Origin of the sequence: Janthinobacterium sp. CG_23.4 (assembly GCF_029892305.1) — a bacterium.
In the GTDB taxonomy this organism is placed as follows: domain Bacteria; phylum Pseudomonadota; class Gammaproteobacteria; order Burkholderiales; family Burkholderiaceae_D; genus Janthinobacterium; species Janthinobacterium lividum_D.
Genome location: NZ_JARXUX010000001.1, coordinates 2,955,185 through 2,972,787 on the forward strand (window position 1 = coordinate 2,955,185; position 17,603 = coordinate 2,972,787).

At 60.5% G+C, this 17,603-nt stretch carries 19 protein-coding genes and 2 tRNA genes; 5 read left to right on the forward strand and 16 right to left on the reverse strand.

The window, feature by feature from the left end; all coding sequences use genetic code 11:
- Positions 1-182: 182 nt before the first annotated feature.
- The 4 genes from infC to H4V96_RS13180 form a co-directional block, all read right to left on the reverse strand.
- Positions 183-704 (reverse strand): translation initiation factor IF-3, encoded by a 522-nt coding sequence (gene infC, locus H4V96_RS13165; RefSeq protein ID WP_080570656.1) that lies wholly within the window; start codon positions 702-704, stop codon positions 183-185.
- 51 nt (positions 705-755) lie between these two features.
- Complete coding sequence (thrS, locus tag H4V96_RS13170; RefSeq protein ID WP_196855976.1) at positions 756-2,663, reverse strand: threonine--tRNA ligase; 1,908 nt, start codon at positions 2,661-2,663, stop codon at positions 756-758.
- A 212-nt stretch (positions 2,664-2,875) separates the two neighbouring features.
- Positions 2,876-2,952, reverse strand: a tRNA-Val gene (locus H4V96_RS13175).
- An 80-nt stretch (positions 2,953-3,032) separates the two neighbouring features.
- Positions 3,033-3,109 (reverse strand) — tRNA-Val (locus H4V96_RS13180).
- 148 nt (positions 3,110-3,257) lie between these two features.
- Between H4V96_RS13180 and H4V96_RS13185 the strand changes: the two genes are divergently transcribed.
- The gene (locus H4V96_RS13185; RefSeq protein WP_029496496.1) at positions 3,258-3,722 is read left to right on the forward strand and encodes a hypothetical protein; all 465 of its coding nucleotides are present in this window, start codon (positions 3,258-3,260) and stop codon (positions 3,720-3,722) included.
- 32 nt (positions 3,723-3,754) lie between these two features.
- Here H4V96_RS13185 and H4V96_RS13190 read toward each other — a convergent pair whose 3' ends face one another.
- Positions 3,755-4,864, reverse strand: a complete 1,110-nt coding sequence (locus H4V96_RS13190; protein WP_196855977.1) for an acyltransferase — start codon at positions 4,862-4,864, stop codon at positions 3,755-3,757.
- Positions 4,865-5,024: 160 nt separating this feature from the next.
- On the opposite strand from H4V96_RS13190, the gene H4V96_RS13195 reads away from it, so the two are divergent.
- Positions 5,025-5,978, forward strand: a complete 954-nt coding sequence (locus tag H4V96_RS13195; RefSeq protein WP_070346854.1) for a succinylglutamate desuccinylase/aspartoacylase family protein — start codon at positions 5,025-5,027, stop codon at positions 5,976-5,978.
- A gap of 7 nt (positions 5,979-5,985) precedes the next feature.
- Here H4V96_RS13195 and H4V96_RS13200 read toward each other — a convergent pair whose 3' ends face one another.
- Both H4V96_RS13200 and sugE read right to left on the reverse strand, forming a co-directional pair.
- Entirely contained in the window at positions 5,986-6,315 is a 330-nt protein-coding gene (locus H4V96_RS13200) for an SMR family transporter (RefSeq protein ID WP_010399223.1), read from the reverse strand.
- A gap of 115 nt (positions 6,316-6,430) precedes the next feature.
- Positions 6,431-6,751, reverse strand: coding sequence for a quaternary ammonium compound efflux SMR transporter SugE (gene sugE / locus H4V96_RS13205; protein WP_010399224.1), 321 nt, complete (start codon positions 6,749-6,751; stop codon positions 6,431-6,433).
- Positions 6,752-6,961: 210 nt separating this feature from the next.
- Between sugE and H4V96_RS13210 the strand changes: the two genes are divergently transcribed.
- The 3 genes from H4V96_RS13210 to H4V96_RS13220 all read left to right on the forward strand — a co-directional run bounded on the left by H4V96_RS13210 (position 6,962) and on the right by H4V96_RS13220 (position 9,443).
- Entirely contained in the window at positions 6,962-7,258 is a 297-nt protein-coding gene (locus H4V96_RS13210) for a helix-turn-helix transcriptional regulator (protein WP_010399225.1), read from the forward strand.
- A gap of 56 nt (positions 7,259-7,314) precedes the next feature.
- Positions 7,315-8,379, forward strand: coding sequence for an alkene reductase (locus H4V96_RS13215; RefSeq protein WP_010399226.1), 1,065 nt, complete (start codon positions 7,315-7,317; stop codon positions 8,377-8,379).
- A 452-nt stretch (positions 8,380-8,831) separates the two neighbouring features.
- The gene (locus H4V96_RS13220) at positions 8,832-9,443 is read left to right on the forward strand and encodes a 1-acyl-sn-glycerol-3-phosphate acyltransferase (RefSeq protein WP_010399227.1); all 612 of its coding nucleotides are present in this window, start codon (positions 8,832-8,834) and stop codon (positions 9,441-9,443) included.
- On the opposite strand, the gene H4V96_RS13225 is transcribed toward H4V96_RS13220, so the two are convergent.
- From H4V96_RS13225 to H4V96_RS13265, 9 genes are all read right to left on the reverse strand, one after another.
- The gene (locus H4V96_RS13225) at positions 9,440-10,000 is read right to left on the reverse strand and encodes a HupE/UreJ family protein (protein ID WP_280720992.1); all 561 of its coding nucleotides are present in this window, start codon (positions 9,998-10,000) and stop codon (positions 9,440-9,442) included. The two genes, H4V96_RS13220 and H4V96_RS13225, sit on opposite strands and share 4 nt — an antisense overlap.
- Positions 9,997-10,635, reverse strand: a complete 639-nt coding sequence (ureG, locus tag H4V96_RS13230) for an urease accessory protein UreG (RefSeq protein ID WP_010399232.1) — start codon at positions 10,633-10,635, stop codon at positions 9,997-9,999. The genes H4V96_RS13225 and ureG overlap by 4 nt, the downstream gene beginning before the upstream one ends.
- 49 nt (positions 10,636-10,684) lie before the next feature.
- Complete coding sequence (locus tag H4V96_RS13235) at positions 10,685-11,365, reverse strand: urease accessory protein UreF (RefSeq protein WP_029496499.1); 681 nt, start codon at positions 11,363-11,365, stop codon at positions 10,685-10,687.
- Positions 11,365-11,889: an urease accessory protein UreE gene (ureE, locus tag H4V96_RS13240; RefSeq protein WP_196855978.1), complete on the reverse strand. Its 525-nt coding sequence runs from the start codon at positions 11,887-11,889 to the stop codon at positions 11,365-11,367. The genes H4V96_RS13235 and ureE overlap by 1 nt, the downstream gene beginning before the upstream one ends.
- Before the next feature lie 12 nt (positions 11,890-11,901).
- Entirely contained in the window at positions 11,902-13,602 is a 1,701-nt protein-coding gene (ureC, locus tag H4V96_RS13245; protein ID WP_196855979.1) for an urease subunit alpha, read from the reverse strand.
- Position 13,603: 1 nt separating this feature from the next.
- Positions 13,604-13,933: an urease subunit beta gene (locus H4V96_RS13250; protein ID WP_010399240.1), complete on the reverse strand. Its 330-nt coding sequence runs from the start codon at positions 13,931-13,933 to the stop codon at positions 13,604-13,606.
- A 30-nt stretch (positions 13,934-13,963) separates the two neighbouring features.
- Positions 13,964-14,266 (reverse strand): urease subunit gamma, encoded by a 303-nt coding sequence (locus tag H4V96_RS13255; protein ID WP_010399241.1) that lies wholly within the window; start codon positions 14,264-14,266, stop codon positions 13,964-13,966.
- Between the two features lie 25 nt (positions 14,267-14,291).
- Positions 14,292-15,158, reverse strand: a complete 867-nt coding sequence (locus H4V96_RS13260) for an urease accessory protein UreD (RefSeq protein WP_196855980.1) — start codon at positions 15,156-15,158, stop codon at positions 14,292-14,294.
- Between the two features lie 130 nt (positions 15,159-15,288).
- Positions 15,289-17,493 (reverse strand): EAL domain-containing protein, encoded by a 2,205-nt coding sequence (locus tag H4V96_RS13265; RefSeq protein WP_280720993.1) that lies wholly within the window; start codon positions 17,491-17,493, stop codon positions 15,289-15,291.
- Positions 17,494-17,603: the final 110 nt, after the last annotated feature.

Below are 17,603 nucleotides of genomic sequence, written 5' to 3' on the forward strand. Positions count from 1 at the left end.
AGGTGGCAACACGACGCTGCGCTTAGATGCCTGCTTTCACATGTTGTGCAGCGGATGCGAGTCCGCTACAGTTCGCGCGGCCCACACATTGCTGAGCGGGCCGCACAAATTCTGCCTGGGATCTAGCATTGCACCAATGCAGGCACAAACTGCGTCGATCCACAGTAAAACACTATTGTAGCTTACTTCTTCTTCTTAGGCGAAAGAACCATGATCATTTGGCGGCCTTCCATCTTCGGGAACTGCTCGACCTGGCCATGCGGCTCCAGATCGGCTTTCAGACGTTCCAGCATGCGGAAGCCAATATCCTGATGCGCCATCTCACGACCGCGGAAACGCAGCGTGATTTTGGTTTTATCGCCATCCTCAAGGAACTTGATGAGATTACGCAACTTGATATTGTAGTCACCATCATCAGTCCCCGGACGGAATTTAACTTCCTTCACGAGGATGATCTTTTGCTTCAATTTGGCTTCGTGAGCTTTTTTCTGCTCCGAATACTTAAATTTGCCGTAGTCCATCAAACGGCACACCGGTGGCTGCGCTGTAGGCGCAATTTCCACCAGGTCGACGTTTGCCTCTTCCGCCAGGCGGAAGGCTTCAGCCAAACTTACGATACCGAGTGGCTCGTTATCGACCCCGCTTAAACGCATTTCAGGGGCAGTGATTTCGCCATTGATGCGATGTGACTTGTCAGTAGCTATTGTAGTTTCCTTTAAAAATCTTGTAAGACGGTCGTGCAGCGAGTTTCCTCGTCAGGCCTTGGTGTCGACTTCATGTTTGAGTCGCTCAATCAGGGCATCGACGGACATGACGCCCAGATCGACATTGCCCCGCGCCCGCACGGCCACTGTATTCGCATCCCGTTCTTTGTCGCCAATTACTAAGATGTAAGGCAATTTTTGTACGGAATGTTCACGTATTTTATAGGTAATCTTCTCGTTACGCAAATCGGCCTGTACGCGCAGCCCCGCTTTGCGCAGTTTTGTTGTAACTTCCTGTACATAGTCGGCTTGAGCATCGGAAATATTCAACACCGACACTTGCACCGGCGCCAACCACAAGGGCATGGCGCCCGCATAGTGCTCGATCAGGATGCCGATGAAACGCTCCAAGGAACCCACGATCGCGCGGTGCAGCATGATCGGTACCTGGCGCGTGTTGTCGACGGCCACATATTCAGCACCCAGACGACCCGGCATCGACGGATCGATCTGCACGGTGCCCACTTGCCATGCGCGGCCCAGGCTGTCTTTCAGGTGATATTCGATCTTCGGACCATAAAACGCACCCTCGCCCGGCAATTCTGTCCATTCCACGCCACAGGCGCGCAAGGCCGAACGCAACGATTCCTCGGCGAAATCCCACGACTCTTCCGTGCCGATGCGATTATCGGGACGCAAGGCCAGTTTCACGTCGATATTCGTAAAGCCGAAAGCCGTGTACACATCCATCGCCTGCTGGTGGAAGGCCGTCACTTCGCCGGCAATCTGCTCTTCCAGGCAGAAGATGTGGCCATCATCTTGCGTAAAGCCGCGCACGCGCATCATGCCGTGCAAGGCACCCGATGGCTCATTGCGGTGGCATTGACCGAATTCGCCGTAGCGCAACGGCAAATCGCGGTAGCTGCGCATGCCATTGTTAAAAATCTGGATATGACCGGGGCAATTCATCGGCTTCAACGCATAGGCGCGGTTTTCCGATTCCGTGATAAACATGTTTTCACGATAATTATCCCAATGGCCGGTTTTTTCCCACAGACCACGGTCGAGAATTTGCGGCGCCTTGACTTCCTGGTAGCCGTTGACCTGGTACACATTACGCATGTATTGCTCGACCTGCTGCCAGATCGACCAGCCTTTCGGGTGCCAGAAGATCAGGCCCGGCGCTTCTTCCTGAAAATGGAAGAAGTCGAGCTGCTTGCCCAGCTTGCGGTGGTCGCGCTTTTCCGCCTCTTCCAGATTGTGCAAATACAGTTCCTGGTCTTCCTTCTTGGCCCAAGCCGTGCCGTAGATACGCTGCAGCATCTCGTTTTTCGAGTCGCCGCGCCAGTAGGCACCAGCGAGCTTCATCAGCTTGAATACTTTCAGCTTGCCCGTCGATGGCACGTGAGGGCCACGGCATAAGTCCGTAAACTTGCCTTCGGAATACAGCGACACCTCCTGGTCGGCCGGGATCGAAGCGATCAGCTCTGCCTTGTACGCTTCACCGATACTCTTGAAGTAGTCTATGGCTTCGTCGCGCGCCAGCACTTTGCGCGTGACTTGCTCATCCTTCTTGGCCAGCTCCGTCATTTTCTTTTCGATCGCCGTCAAATCTTCCGGCGTGAACGCACGCTTGTAGGCGAAGTCATAGTAAAAGCCGTTGTCGATCACGGGACCGATGGTCACTTGCGCGTCCGGGAATAACTCCTTGACGGCATACGCCAGCAAGTGGGCCGTCGAGTGGCGGATCACCTCCAGGCCATCGGCGTCCTTGTCCGTCACAATCGCCAGTTCCGCGTCTTGCTCGATCAGGTAAGAGGTGTCGACCAGCTTGCCGTCGACCTTGCCGGCCAGGGCAGCCTTGGCCAGGCCGGTACCAATATTGGCCGCAACCTGGGCCACGGTGACCGGGCCGTCGAATTGACGGGCGGAACCATCGGGAAGTCGGATTGTAAGCATATTGATCTCCATGTCGGCGCTGGCGCCAGGTAAAACTGCGGTATGTAATGGGTAAAATAACTGAAAGGAAAACGCAGACGCAAAAAAACGCGGGCTAGCCGCGTTTTTCACTTTCTTGAGACAAAGGAAACCCGTTCGACTAGCGTCACTCCCAAAGCTTGGTAGTAGTTCGCGGTGTCATAACCGATTACCCTTTCTCTTTCACTGCATTCTGGTGGGCGGTGAGGAATTCGAATCCCCGACCCCTTGGATGTCGACCAAGTATTCTAACCAGCTGAACTAACCGCCCGTAAAACTTTTGTTGATCACTGTATTTCAAATGACCGCTCGCCGCTTGCGCCAGCTTGAAAACTGCGTACTGCAAAATTCTGGTGGGCGGTGAGGAATTCGAATCCCCGACCCCTTGGATGTCGACCAAGTATTCTAACCAGCTGAACTAACCGCCCCGAAGACCAGCATTATAGAGAGGCTTTCCCAGAATGACAAGGGCTGTTTTGCAGGAAACTTTAATCTGTTTTTCACCCGCTTCCCGGGCGTCAGCCTGCTTAATACAGCGTCGGCCCGGCAGGCGCGAAATGCCGCTAGAATCGCGGCATGAACTCCACTCTATTGAACTGGCTGAAAACCCTGAGCCGCGTCTGCGGTTTCGAAACGGCCGATTCCTTCCCGCCCGGCCACGTCTATGCGCGCACGCGCTGGAATGGCGCGTACTTCGATATCGCGTCCGATGTCAAACCGGACGAGATGGAACGGCGCCTCTGCGCAGCCATCGTCAACACGCCCAGCGTCTTTGCCTATATCACCCATCCCACGCCGCGCATGCAGCGCGCGCTGCTGAACGTGATCCACGAACGGCTGCGGCGCCAGCCCGGCGCGGGTGCCACGGACCTGGTCTTGTTATTGATCGATGCCTACGCCAGCGCCCACACCATGGAAGCGGTGCCTGGCTTGCGCACCCTGATCTGCGACACGGCACAGGAAGACACGAATCTGCGCGTGCATGCCATCCTGGAATTGCTGGCGGGCACGCCGCGCGGGCTGGACGTGATCGACATGTAATGCTGGACAACATGCAATGATCGACTATTAGCTCAAGCGTGGTTGGCCGGCACATAGCGCGCCCGCAAGCGCATGAACGGCGCCTCCACCAAGCTATACAAGAGCCAGCCCGTGGCGATACTGAGCAGTATCATCACCAGCATGGCTGGCAGGCTGTCCGGTGCATAGCCCATATCGTGCAAGATCGGGCGCAGCAAGATGCACAGTTGCTTGTGCAACAAATAAATCGCATACGACCACAACGCCAGGCTGGCCGCGCCCGGCACGCGCAGTTGATAGAGCACACTGGCGGGACTGAGCGCGGCGAGCAGCAGCACAGTGAAACTGGCAGCCAGGGCCGGATAGCCGAACACCGTCACACCATAGCCATAATGATCGGTGAGAAATACATACATCACGAGCGCCGTCGCAACGATTCCCGCCAGCAAGGTGCGGTTGCCGTGCGCCGTGAGGCGCGTCCAGGCGCGAGGGTGGTAATTTTTTAGCAGCGCCAGCGCCACGCCCGCTACCAGTTCGTCGCAGCGGCACCACGACGCGTAATAAATATATTTGTAATAGCCGAGACCGCCGCGCGGCACTTGCACATACTCATCCCATGCATAGGCGCGCAGCAGCATGCCGACAATACAGCTCGCTGTCACGGCCAACCAGGCCCATAGCAGCGACTTGCGGCAGGCGGCGACAAGCAAGGCCAAGGCCGGCAACAGCACATAGAATTGCTCTTCCACGCACAGCGACCACGCATGCGAAAACGCCGTGCCCGGCGTCAAATTGATGTTTTGCGTAAATGTCAGCAATTTCCACAGGGGAAGCAGCGCACTATCGCCGCGAAACGTGGGCCACAAATAATACAGCGCCAGCACGGCATAGAAACTGGGCAAAGTGCGCAGCAAACGCCGCGCATAGAAACGCCGCAGGGAAAAACCGTGCTCGCTGCGCAAGGCCGCAAAGATCTGGTTGCCGATCAGATAACCGCTGAGGGCAAAGAACAGGTCCACACCCATCCAGCCGACTTCCCCCAAAAAACCAAACGCTGCGCCCTCACTGACGAACAGCACATAATGGTGCATGAAGACGAGCACGATGGCCAGCGCGCGCAAGGTATCGAGACCGTACAGGCGTGGAGAAGAGGAAGACGACATGGAGATCAACAAGGAAAAACAACGGTGGCGCCGATCATGCCATGACCAGGCCGGGCATGGTTAACTTCGTCATCACATTTTTAAGGGAGCCAGCGGCGAATCCCGCTAAAATAAGCCGACCCCGTTTTCCATTCCAGCAACAGCATAGGATATGTCCAGCATGAGCAGCACACTCCACTTCAAATCCATCAACTACACGGGCCAAGGCAACGGCCCGCGCCTGATCGTCACCGGCGCCGTGCACGGCAATGAAACTTGCGGCACCAAGGGCATTGAGCGCGTGATGGCTGAACTCGACAGCGGCGCCCTCTCCATCGTGGCCGGCAGCGTCACCTTCGTGCCCATCACCAACCCACTGGCCTATGCCAAAGGCGTGCGCAGTGGCGAGCGCAACCTGAACCGCAATTTGTTTCCAAACGATAATCCACAGGATTTCGAAGACCGCATCGCCAACTGGCTGTGCCCATTGCTGGGCCAGCACGACGTACTGCTGGACTTGCACTCTTTTAATGCCGACAGCCAGCCCTTCGTCATGGTGGGGCCGCGCAACAACGATGGCCCGCTGCAACCATTCCAGCACGAAGACCAGGAACGCGCTCTGGCGCGCCGCCTGGGCGTGCGCCGCTTCGTCGATGGCTGGCTGCATGCGTATGGCCAGGGCGTGCAACGCCGCCTGGGCAATAGCGAGCAGGTGGGACTGGTCTTGCGCTACGGCGTAGGCACCACCGAATACATGCGCTCGACAGGTGGCTATGCCTTGACGCTGGAATGCGGCCAGCATGCCGACCCGGCTGCGCCAGATGTCGCCTACCGTGCCATCATGAATACCTTGGCCTTCCTCGGCTTCATTGATGCACCGCCACCGCCAGCCATCGCCGACGCCGACATGGAAGCGCTGAACATGGTCGTCGTGCATGACAAACTGCACGCGGATGACCGCTTCATCAAGACCTGGTGCAGCTTTGACAAGCTCAAACAGGGTGAGCAGATCGGCGTGCGCGCGGACGGCACGCCGGTGACGGCCGAATTCGATGCTTACATCCTCTTCCCGGACGTCAACGCGCAAGCCAATGCCGAGTGGTATTACCTGGCGCGGGTAGCCAACAGCTTTTAACTGATGACTAATGGCCGACGGACTTGGAGAACAGGTTAATCACCAGCACGCCGGCAATGATCAGCCCCAGGCCGATCAAGGCCGGCGTATCGAGGCTTTGCTTGAACCAGAACCAGCCCACGGCGGAAATGAGCACAATGCCCACGCCCGACCAGATGGCATACACGATGCCGGTAGGAATAACCTTCAAGGTCAGGGACAAACACCAGAAGGCGATGCCGTAACCGACCATCGTAATGATGCTTGGCCACAAGCGGCTGAAGCCGTCGGATGCCTTCAAGGCGCTGGTGGCGATGACTTCAGCGATGATGGCGATGGCCAAGTAGCAATACGTCATGGCGAGGCTCATGCGGCAGTCCTTTCAAGGTACATGGGAATAACAATGCCCTGCCCGCGCGCCGCCTGGTCGATCCGGCTGGCCCGACGGCGCGGGCGCATCGGGGACAAGGAGCTTACTGCGGGCTGAGCAACTTCAAGCCCAGGATGCCGCACACGATCAGGGCGATGCAGGCAATGCGCGCGGCGCTGGCCGGTTCGCCCAGCACCATGATGCCAAAGATAGCCGTACCCACGGTGCCGATGCCGGTCCAGATGGCGTACGCCGTGCCCAGCGGCAAGGTGCGCAAGGCCAGACCCAGCAGCACCACGCTGCCCAGCATGGATACGGCCGTCAGCACCGATGGCAATAGACGGCTAAAACCGGCACTGTATTTGAGGCCGATGGCCCAGCCAATTTCCAGCAAACCTGCCAAGACCAGGATGATCCACGCCATACATATTCTCCCAAGGTGGCAGGGTCGTCCCCGCCATGCAGCCCCATATCGAGCGGGGCCGTCCCCAGGAGCAAAGCTCAAAGTATACCATTGGCTAAAACCTCTTGCCTTCAGCACGCTTTGCACTTATATCGTAATATACCGATATTAAAATCCACAAAAGACGATACACACATCGTCGACAGACGAACATCGATCGGGGAACACAGCATGGACATCGACGCCATCCACAAGGCGCTGGCCAATCCCGTACGCCGACAGATACTGCAATGGCTGAAGGAGCCAGAACAGCATTTCGCCCAGCAAGACCATCCGCTCGATTTCGGCGTCTGTGCCGGACTGATCGACCGGAAGCTGGGCCTGTCGCAATCGACGGTCTCGGCCCACCTGGCCACCTTGCAAAAGGCTGGCTTGATTTGCGCCAGAAAAGTCGGGCAGTGGAGTTTCTTCAAGCGCAATGAAGACACTATCGAGGCATTTCTGCAGCAGATGCAGCAAGGTTTATAAGCGCAGTCCCATTCATATCGCCGTCCGCGGCACTTTCGACAGGAAAGATAGCAATCATGACAACCTTATTCGACCCCATCACTATTGGCAGCCTGCAACTGAAAAACCGTATCATCATGGCGCCGTTGACGCGTTCGCGCGCCGACAATCCGGGCCGCGTGCCGAACGCCCTGATGGCTGAGTACTACACGCAGCGCGCTTCGGCCGGCATGATCATCTCCGAAGCGACGGCCGTCACGCCGCAGGGCGTGGGCTATGCCGCCACGCCAGGCATCTGGTCCGAAGAGCAGGTGGAAGGCTGGAAACACATCACCAAGGCGGTGCATGACGCAGGCGGCCTGATCGTGCTGCAACTGTGGCATGTGGGCCGCATTTCCGCGCCCGCCTTCCTCGATGGCGACTTGCCCGTGGCGCCCAGCGCCGTCAAGCCGGCCGGCCATGTCAGCCTGCTGCGCCCGAAACAGGAATTCGTCACACCGCGCGCGCTTGATGCGCAAGAGATTCCCGGCATCGTGGCAGCCTATCGCCTGGGCGCCGAGAATGCGAAAAAGGCCGGCTTCGACGGCGTGGAAATCCATGGCGCGAATGGTTACCTGCTCGACCAGTTTTTGCAAGACAGTACGAACTTGCGCACCGACAACTACGGCGGCTCGATTGAAAACCGCGCCCGTCTGATGCTGGAAGTGACCGATGCGTGCATCGCGGTATGGGGCGCCGACAAGGTGGGCATGCACCTGGCGCCGCGCCGCGACGCGCACGACATGGGCGACTCCGACCCAAAGGCCACCTTCGGCTATGTGGCGCGCGAGCTGGGCAAGCGCGGCATCGCCTTCATCTGCGCGCGCGAAGCGCTCGGTGAAGATCGCCTTGGCCCCTACCTGAAGCAGGAATTTGGCGGCGTCTACATTGCCAACGAAAAAATGGACAAACCGGCAGCGCTAGCCTTGTTGGCCAAGGGCGAAGCCGATGCCGTGGCCTTTGGCCTGTGGTTCATCGCCAACCCCGACCTGCCCATCCGCCTGCACAGCGACGCGCCATTGAATCAGCTGAACCCAGACACCCTGTATGCCCCCGATGCGGCCGGCTACACGGATTACCCGGCGCTGGCAGCACAGGCTTAAACAGCACTCCAGCAGACGGCAGCGCCACGACGGCGCTGCTGTCGGACCTTCGACGCCATCGGCAGCAGCAGCAGCAGCAACAGCAGCAGCAGCATCGTGCCGGCTGGCGCGCGATGACACGCCCCCCCGTTTCAAAGAGCTCGGCCATCACTTTAGCCATCCGCGCATGCTCCCCTGCGACATCGTCGATATCGCTTCTCATACTGCGGCTGCCTCTCGGGCAGATCAACACCGCATCAAGTTTTGACCACATTATGCGCATTGAGTGCCCGCCAGAGTAGCTAAGCGTCGTTAAAATAGTCGCAACTATCGCCCCGACGCCGCATGAATAGCGGCCTCGGCTGCTTGTCGCCACCGCCAGCCGCGTATAGAATGCCTGCGCAGAATTTTTACTTCAAGGAAAATGGCCACCAGCGCCATCCGATTAAGAACAGTGTCACTGAAGGGTATCAATGGACGATTTATTTGTACAAGCGGGCGACTTGCCGACCTGGCACCAGCGCTGCGCCTTGCGCGTGCTGCACCTGTTTGGCTGGCGCATGCGCGCCCGCCCCCTGCCGGGGCCGCGCGGCATCGCCGTTGTCTACCCGCACACCTCGAACTGGGATTTCATGGTGGGCTTGTTCGGTAAATGGGCGCTATCGCTGCCGTTCCGCTGGCTGGCCAAGGATTCCCTGTTTCGCGGCCCGATGGGCAAGGTGCTGCGCTACCTGGGCGGCGAAGCCGTCGACCGCAGCACCACCAGCGGCACGATTCAACGCCAAGCCGAGCGCATGCTGGCCGCCGACTGGTACTGGCTGGCCATCACGCCGGAAGCGACGCGCAGCTACCGTCCGAATTGGAAAAGTGGCTTTTATCACCTGGCCCTGGCTGCCAAGGTGCCGCTACTGCTGGTCTACATCGACTACCCGAACAAAGTGCTGGGCGTCGTCGACCATTTATACTTGACCGGCGACAAGGACGCCGACATGGCCGCCATCGCCGCCGTGTATGCGGGCCACCAGGGCTTGCACCCTGAAAAAGCGGCACCCATCGTGCTGTCCGACAAGCGCCCCGGCGCTTAAGCAAGCCCCATCAACACCAGGCCGGCGGCCGTCAAAGCCACGCCGGCGACACGCAGCACGCGCTCGGCCAGCACCTGGCCGACAAAACGCCCCGCACACAGCAGCATGGCCGAAGCAAGCATAAAGCCGCACGCGGCCGAGGCTGCGGGCAGTTCCTGGCCATGCGCATTCCCATGCGCCAGAGCGAACATGCCCGCTAACAACATACCCAGCCAGTTCGGCAAGGCCAGCCCCAACGCGATGGCCAATCCCAGCAGCGCCACCTTGGCCGCGATGCCCGTTTCCAGGCCGGCAATACGCCAGCCCGCCATGCCGGCCAGCGCACCGAACAACATCATGCCGAGAAAGATGGCGGGCTGGGCCAGGCCGCGACGCTGCTGGCCGCCCCATATACCCAAGCCCAGCATGGCCAGCAAATGGTCTAAGCCCGTCAATGGATGGGCGAAACCAGCCAGCAAGCCGGCACTGTCGCCGTGGCCGGAATGGGCCATGGCAGGCAAAGCCAGCAAATACAATGCGGCCACAGTAGCCGTTTTTATCATCTGTCTTGCGCTCATTGCAGCTCCTTGCCTGGTTGGTCGAGCAGACCTTGCTCGCGGATAAAATCAATGACGACCTGCACGCCGTCGCCGCTGCGCAGATTCGTCAACACAAAGGGGCGCTCGCCGCGCATGCGTTTGGCATCCTGCGCCATCACGTCCAGGTTGGCGCCCACATACGGCGCCAGGTCCGTCTTGTTGATAATGAGCAAATCGGAGCGCGTGATGCCGGGACCGCCCTTGCGCGGGATTTTTTCGCCGCCAGCCACATCGATCACGTAAATCGTCAAGTCCGACAGTTCCGGACTGAAGGTAGCGGCCAGGTTATCGCCGCCAGATTCGACCAGGATCAGGTCGAGGTTCGGAAAATCTGCCTGCATGCGCGCGATGGCCTCCAGGTTGATGGAGGCGTCTTCGCGGATTGCCGTGTGCGGGCAGCCGCCCGTCTCCACGCCCATCAGGCGCTCGGCCGGCAAGGCGTCCGCGCGCAGCAGGATTTCCATGTCTTCCTTGGTGTAGATGTCATTCGTGATGACCGCCATGTCATAGCGTTCGCGCATGCCCTTGCACAGCATTTCGCACAGCGCCGTCTTGCCCGAGCCGACGGGCCCGCCGATGCCTACGCGCAGCGGATTGGAGGTAATCGTTGTCATGTTGTGGTGTCTCGTTGTGGTGTCACGTTGTAGTGTCTGCTTGTAGGATTCAGGAACGGTACAGCCGGCTGTACTGCACTTCGTGCCGCATCGACAGCAGCGACAGGCCGGGCGCCCAGTTGCCCATCTCCGCGTCTGCTATGGTTTGCGCCGTGCCGGCCGCCGCTTCAAGTTCAGGGCGCAATGACAGCAATAAACGCTGGCCCGCCACCTGCCCCAGCGGCACGGATTTCACGCAGACGAGCACCTGGTTTTCCGCCCAGGCGAACAGCATCGCCAGCAGCGCTTCTTGGCGCGGGATCGCCAGCGCCACCACGGCGCAGGCATAGGCTGTGGGCAGCGCCACTTCCGGCTGGCTCTGCAGCATGTCGATCAGCACGCCATCGGCTACGCCCAGCTCGGCCAGCAGCTTGGTCAAGGAATAGCCCATCTGGATAGTTTCGGCGCGAAACTCCGCCGTGTCGCGCGAGGCGATAAAGCGCTCGCTCCAGCACTGCACGGCGCACAGGTCCTGCGCTTCAAACGCCTGCATCAAGCGCCAGCACAAAGGCGCTTCCCAGCGCGCCATCACCTGCGCCAGATGCTGCGAGATCCAACCGCGCGCCGTCACCGCGTCCGTCACAAGGCCTGCTTCGAGCGCCGCTTCCAGCCCCTGCGAATAGCTGTAGGCGCCTATCGGCAAGGCCGGGCTGGCGAACTGCAGCAGATGCAGCAAGGCCGATGCCTGCATCATGCGGCGCACGGCGCATCGCCGGGGCGGTGGATTTTCTGCCGCAGCGGCACGGGCGCCAGCAAGTGCTGGCCGTGGCCGTCGTGGTGCCCATGGCCGCCGCCGTATGCGCCAGCTTCCGGCTCGAACGGCGCGTCTTCTTCCGTCACCAATGCCTGCAAGCCTTGCAGCATCTCCTTCAATACCGGATCTTTGCGGATGCGCAAAAAACCATCGCCCACCTGCGCCTGCGTGTGGCGATTGCCCAGATGAAATGCGCAACGCAGCAGGGTGTGGGAATCGAGGCACTGCACCAGATAGGTCGGTTCGCGCGCGGCGACGATCTGCACCACCTGCCCGCTTGGACCCGTCATGCGTTCGCCGTCGCGCAGTACAGTGCCGCGCACGGTGAACACGGCCACCTCGTCGCCATTCGACAGCACGGCGCGCAGCCGGCATTTTTCGCGCTGATCATAGGGCAGCACAAGTTGCGCGAAGGGCGTGCGGTCGTCGTTCGCACCGAGCTTGGTATGCAATGTGAGCATGATGCCTCCTGTTTAAAATAGAAAATAGCGCTGCGCCATGGGCAGCACGGCGGCGGCCTCGCATACCAGCAGCTGGCCGTCGGCACGCACGGCATAGGTTTCCGGGTCCACTTCCATATGTGGCGTGGCGCCGTTATGGAGCATGTCTTGCTTGCGCAAGCCGCGCATATTCTGCACGGCGATGACGGCTTTATTCAGTTTCAACTGATGCCCAATATCGAGGTCGTAGGCCGCCTGCGAGACAAACGTAAAAGATTTTTTCAGGCCGCCGCCAAAGGCGCCGAACATCATGCGGTAATGCACCGGCTGCGGCGTGGGAATCGAGGCATTCGGGTCGCCCATCTGCGCGGCGGCGATCATGCCGCCCTTTAAAATCATCGATGGCTTGACGCCGAAGAAGGCCGGCTTCCACAACACGAGATCGGCGATCTTGCCCGCCTCGATGGAGCCGACTACATGGGAAATCCCATGCGTGATGGCCGGGTTGATCGTGTACTTGGCGATATAGCGTTTGGCGCGGAAATTGTCGCTGCGCGCCGTGTCGGGCGCCAGCGGCCCACGCTGCACCTTCATCTTGTGCGCCGTCTGCCAGGTGCGCATGATCACTTCGCCAACACGGCCCATGGCTTGCGAGTCCGATGACATCATGGAAATGGCGCCGATGTCATGCAAGATATCTTCGGCGGCGATGGTTTCGCGGCGAATGCGCGACTCGGCAAACGCCACGTCTTCGGCAATGGCCGGGTCCAGGTGGTGGCACACCATCAGCATGTCGAGGTGCTCGTCGAGCGTGTTGACGGTAAACGGGCGCGTCGGGTTGGTCGACGAGGGCAGCACGTTCGACTGTCCCACGGCGGCGATGATGTCGGGCGCATGGCCGCCGCCCGCTCCTTCCGTGTGAAACGTGTGGATGGTGCGATCCTTGAAGGCAGCCAGCGTGTGTTCCAGGAAGCCGCCTTCGTTGAGGGTGTCGCTGTGCAGCGCCACCTGGATATCCATGCGATCTGCGACTGACAGGCAGTTGTCGATGGCGGCCGGCGTGCTGCCCCAGTCTTCGTGCAGCTTCAAGCCAATGGCGCCCGCGCGCACCTGCTCTTCCAATGGCAAAGGCAAACTCACATTGCCCTTGCCCATGAAGCCCAGGTTCATCGGGAAGGCATCGGCTGCCGCCAGCATGGCGTGCAAATGCCATGGCCCCGGCGTGCAGGTGGTGGCGGCCGTGCCCACGGCAGGTCCCGTGCCGCCGCCCAGCATGGTCGTCACGCCGCTCATCAGGGCTTCTTCGATCTGCTGCGGGCAGATGAAGTGGATGTGCGTGTCGACGCCGCCGGCCGTGACAATCAAGCCTTCACCGGCGATGATCTCGGTCGCGCCGCCGATGACCAGGGTCACGCCGGGCTGGATATCCGGGTTGCCCGCCTTGCCGATGCCGAAGATCAGGCCATTTTTCAGGCCGATATCGGCTTTCACGATGCCCCAGTGGTCGAGGATGACGGCATTCGTGATAACGGTATCCATCACCTCGGCAGCGCAACGCTGCGACTGGCCCATGCCGTCGCGGATCACCTTGCCGCCACCGAATTTCACTTCTTCGCCGTAGATCGCATAATCGTGCTCGATCTCGATGAACAGCTCCGTGTCGGCCAGGCGGATGCGGTCGCCCTTGGTGGGGCCGAACATCTCGGCATACGCACTACGGGCAATGCTGGCCATATCAATCCTTTCCTGGTGGAGTGTCTTGCAGTTCGCCCATCACTGCGCCATTGAAGCCGTAGACCTTGCGCTCACCTGCCAGCGCCACCAGCTCCACCGTGCGCCGCTGGCCCGGCTCAAAGCGCACGGCGGTACCGGCAGTAATATTGAGGCGCATGCCGTAGGCACGCCAGCGCTCGAAGTCCAGCGCCGGGTTGACTTCAAAAAAGTGGAAGTGCGAGCCGACCTGGATAGGCCGGTCACCGCGATTGGCCACCACCACGGTGGCCGTGGCGCGATCTGCATTGAGGGTGATTACGCCTTCTTCCAATTTGTATTCGCCTGGTGTCATGAGGAACTCCTTTCAATGTCGCTGGTATGCTTACACTATCGGATGATGCACGGTCACCAGCTTGCTGCCATCGGGGAAGGTCGCTTCCACCTGAATATCGGGGATCATCTCTGCGATGCCATCCATGACGTCGGCGCGCGAGAGTATTTTGCTACCGTCCGACATCAGCTGCGCTACCGATTTTCCATCGCGCGCACCTTCCATGATGGCGGCGCTGATCAAGGCCACCGCTTCCGGATAATTCAATTTCAAGCCGCGCGCCAGGCGCCGTTCGGCCAGCAGCGCGGCCGTAAAAATGAGCAGCTTGTCTTTTTCGCGGGGAGTCAGGTCCATGGTTTTCCTTGTGCCTCTTTTCTGATCAAGTGTTCCAGATACGGGGTACGACGGCATCGCGCCCCAGCATGGCGGGGCGCAGTAGCAGCCAGGCAGCCAGCATGATCCTGCGCGCCGCCTCACTGTCGCCGCACAGCAGGCGTACCACCACCAGCGATTTCATGTGCGTGGCGCCGAATACGGCGCCAACCGGCACCTCGATCTCGCGCAAGGCAGCCAGCACGGCGGCAGCAAGGGGGCGGCCGACGGCGATCAGGGTGGCGCATACCGTGTGGCCAGCCAGGCCAAGGGGACTGGCCATCAGCGGACCGCCGGCAGCCAGCATGCCCTGCTCCCACCACAGCAGCTTGCCGCCGCGCCGGATCTGCACCTGCTGGGCGATGCTGCCCTGGTTAAAAATTTCGCCAGCAGCGCTGCGACCCAGGCAGACGATGTCGCAGCCGATGTAGTTGGCGTTCGCCGCCAGTTCCACCTCGTGGCGCAGGCGCACGCAAGCCTGATTGAAAAAGATGCTCTCCTGCGGCAGCCACTCGATGGTGGCGCCGCTACCGGCGCGCAGCACGATGTGCTGGCCCGAGACATGGCCGTTGGCACGGTACCACTTGGCGGCGCCCGGTGACGTGAGAAAGGCATGCGCGCCTTCGCCCACCGTAGCATCGACGGCCAGCTGGTCGCCGCCCACCACGCCGCCGGGCGGATGAATGATGATGGCGTGGCAGACGGCCCCGCCTTCCGGATACAAAGGCTTTTGCACACGCAAGGGGCCGCTGTGCGTGCGTTCGACCAGGCGGCTGACACCATCACGCCAGGCAAAACCCAGGCGCAAATGCGCCTGCCAGGCGTCATGCGCGCGGGCCTGTGAGGGGATGGCTGGGTGGGTGCTGTCTGGCATACGGGCAATCGCGTAAATAAGCGACTACCTAAGCAGGATATGTGCCAGCGTCAGGAGAAGAAATAGCGAACATTGCGCACCACGCGGCGGTGGACGCACCGGCATGGTGCACCGGCCGCACCGCAGTGTTTTATGCCAAGGCCAGAGTACGCCGTTCGCGCAGCAAGACCGTAAACGGTGCCGCCGCCAGCGGAGGGCTGAAATAATAGCCCTGCATTTCGTCACAGCCATGTTGCGTCAGGAAGTCTACCTGTGCACGCGTTTCCACGCCTTCGGCGATGACGCGCATGTCGAGGTTGTGCGCCAGCGAGATGACGGAACGGGCGATGGCCGCGTCGCTGCTGCTGGTGGTGACGTCGTCGACGAAAGACTTGTCGATTTTCAGCACGTCGATGGGGAAGCGCTTCAGATAGCCGAGGCTGGAATAGCCGGTGCCGAAGTCGTCGAGCGAAATGCCGACGCCGATATCCTTCAGGCGCGTGAGGGCCGCCACTGCCTTGTCCGGGTCGCCCATCACCGTGCTTTCCGTGATCTCGATACCCAGGCAGGCGGGCGTGATAGCGTATTTGCGCAATACCGCCTCGACGAACGGCACCGTGTGATCCTGCGCGAACTGCTTGCCCGACAGGTTGACGGCCACCTTGATGCTGCCCAGGCCCGCGTCGAGCCAGGAGCGAATTTGTGCGCATACGCTTTCGAGCACCCATTCGCCGATGGCCGTGATCAAGCCGTATTCCTCGGCCAGCGCGATGAACAGGCCGGGCGGCACCTTGCCCAGCACCGGGTTATCCCAGCGCAGCAGTGCTTCCGCGCCCAGCAAGGCGCCCGTACGCAAGCACATTTGCGGCTGGTAATGCACCTTGAATTCATCACGGCAGATGGCGCCGCGCAGTTGCTGCTGCATGGCCAGCCGGGCGCGGATATCGCTACCCATGCGTTCCGTGAAGAAAGCGTAATGATCACGCCCCATTTCCTTGGCGCGCACCAGGGCCGTGTCGGCGTGACGCAGCACGTCGTCGAGGCTGTCGCCATCGGCCGGGCACATGGCGATGCCGATGCTGGTGGTCAGCGCCAGGCGCTCGCCGTCGACGCTGAGCTCTTCGCGCAAGCCGGCCAGAATGGTTTGCGCCAGCGCCAGCGTGCGCCCCAGCAAGACATCGTCGTGCAGCAGGATCTGGAATTCGTCGCCGCCCTGACGCGCCACCGTGTCACCCTCGCGCACGCAACCCGAGAGGAAACGCGCCACCACTTGCAGCGCCTTGTCCCCCACGGCCTGGCCATGCGAATCGTTGATATTCTTGAAGCGGTCCAGGTCTAGGCACATCAGCACCACTTGCTGGCCGTCGCGCAGGGCGTTGGTGCGCGCTTGTCCAAAGCGCTCGCGCAGCAGCACGCGGTTCGGCAAGCCGGTCAGCGCGTCGTGGTAGGAGAGGAAGTCGATCAGATGCTGCTCGGCCTTGCGCTCGCTGATATCGAGGAAAACGCCCACGTAGTTGATCACGTCACCGTCCGGGCCATGCACGGTCGACACGCTGAGCAAACAGGGATAGGTGTCGCCACCCTTGCGCCGCGTCTGTACTTCGCCCGACCAGCAGCCGCTGCTATGTAAGCCCTGGCGCAAGGCCAGCAACACCGCTTCGCCCGTGTGCTCGGCGTGCAGGCGCATGATGTCGGTACCCACCACATCCTGCGCCGCGTAGCCGGTGATGCGTGTAAACGCAGGATTGGCCGTGACGATGACGCCGCTCGGATCGGTGATCAGGATGGCGTCCTGGGTGGCCTCAAAGACTTGGCCCGACAGGCGCAGCAATGCTTCATTGGCGCGGCGGATCTGCACTTCGCGTGCCAGGGTGCTGGCCACCTGCTCCAGTTCGGCCGTGCGTTCGACCACGCGCCGTTCCAGGTTGGCCCGCTCTTGTGTCAGCTGCAGCTGCGCCCGCGCCAGGCGCACGTGCGCATCGGTGCGAGCAAGAATTTCCTCGGCCTGGAAGGGCTTGGCGATGAAATCGACGGCGCCCAGCGCAAAGCCGCGCACCTTGTCGTCCGTATCGTACTGCGCCGACAGGAAAATCACCGGCACCTGGCACAGCGACGGTATCTGCTTGAGGCGGCGGCAGACTTCAAAGCCATCGAGGCCCGGCATGCGCACGTCGAGCAAGATCAGCTCCGGCGGGCGCGCCTGGGCCGTCCACAGCGCCAGTTCACCGTTCGGCGCCTGGCGCACCGCATAGCCGGCGCCGCTGAGCAAATCGCTCAACAACTTCAGCGAAGCAGGTGTATCTTCAACAATCAGTACTTCGCCCTTAGCATTCACTTCGGAAAAATCGCGGTGCATGTAGCAGTTCTCTCAGCTTTGGATGAGGCGCGGCAGTCAATTGCCACGCTGGACAAGACATTTCGTTGCAATGAGCTACATACCATCATCATAATCTTTATTGCAATTTA

Bases quoted from the DNA above. Each gene is read 5' to 3' on its own strand.
- H4V96_RS13250 (WP_010399240.1), bottom strand. From the start codon at position 13,933: ATGACACCAGGCGAATACAAATTGGAAGAAGGCGTAATCACCCTCAAT.
- H4V96_RS13225 (WP_280720992.1), bottom strand. From the start codon at position 10,000: ATGAGCGCAAGACAGATGATAAAAACGGCTACTGTGGCCGCATTGTAT.
- H4V96_RS13210 (WP_010399225.1), top strand. From the start codon at position 6,962: ATGGACATCGACGCCATCCACAAGGCGCTGGCCAATCCCGTACGCCGA.
- H4V96_RS13265 (WP_280720993.1), bottom strand. From the start codon at position 17,493: ATGCACCGCGATTTTTCCGAAGTGAATGCTAAGGGCGAAGTACTGATT.
- H4V96_RS13255 (WP_010399241.1), bottom strand. From the start codon at position 14,266: ATGGACCTGACTCCCCGCGAAAAAGACAAGCTGCTCATTTTTACGGCC.
- H4V96_RS13235 (WP_029496499.1), bottom strand. From the start codon at position 11,365: ATGCAGGCATCGGCCTTGCTGCATCTGCTGCAGTTCGCCAGCCCGGCC.
- H4V96_RS13260 (WP_196855980.1), bottom strand. From the start codon at position 15,158: ATGCCAGACAGCACCCACCCAGCCATCCCCTCACAGGCCCGCGCGCAT.
- H4V96_RS13185 (WP_029496496.1), top strand. From the start codon at position 3,258: ATGAACTCCACTCTATTGAACTGGCTGAAAACCCTGAGCCGCGTCTGC.
- sugE (WP_010399224.1), bottom strand. From the start codon at position 6,751: ATGGCGTGGATCATCCTGGTCTTGGCAGGTTTGCTGGAAATTGGCTGG.
- ureC (WP_196855979.1), bottom strand. From the start codon at position 13,602: ATGGCCAGCATTGCCCGTAGTGCGTATGCCGAGATGTTCGGCCCCACC.
- H4V96_RS13220 (WP_010399227.1), top strand. From the start codon at position 8,832: ATGGACGATTTATTTGTACAAGCGGGCGACTTGCCGACCTGGCACCAG.
- ureE (WP_196855978.1), bottom strand. From the start codon at position 11,889: ATGCTCACATTGCATACCAAGCTCGGTGCGAACGACGACCGCACGCCC.
- H4V96_RS13190 (WP_196855977.1), bottom strand. From the start codon at position 4,864: ATGTCGTCTTCCTCTTCTCCACGCCTGTACGGTCTCGATACCTTGCGC.
- ureG (WP_010399232.1), bottom strand. From the start codon at position 10,635: ATGACAACGATTACCTCCAATCCGCTGCGCGTAGGCATCGGCGGGCCC.
- thrS (WP_196855976.1), bottom strand. From the start codon at position 2,663: ATGCTTACAATCCGACTTCCCGATGGTTCCGCCCGTCAATTCGACGGC.
- H4V96_RS13215 (WP_010399226.1), top strand. From the start codon at position 7,315: ATGACAACCTTATTCGACCCCATCACTATTGGCAGCCTGCAACTGAAA.
- H4V96_RS13195 (WP_070346854.1), top strand. From the start codon at position 5,025: ATGAGCAGCACACTCCACTTCAAATCCATCAACTACACGGGCCAAGGC.
- H4V96_RS13200 (WP_010399223.1), bottom strand. From the start codon at position 6,315: ATGACGTATTGCTACTTGGCCATCGCCATCATCGCTGAAGTCATCGCC.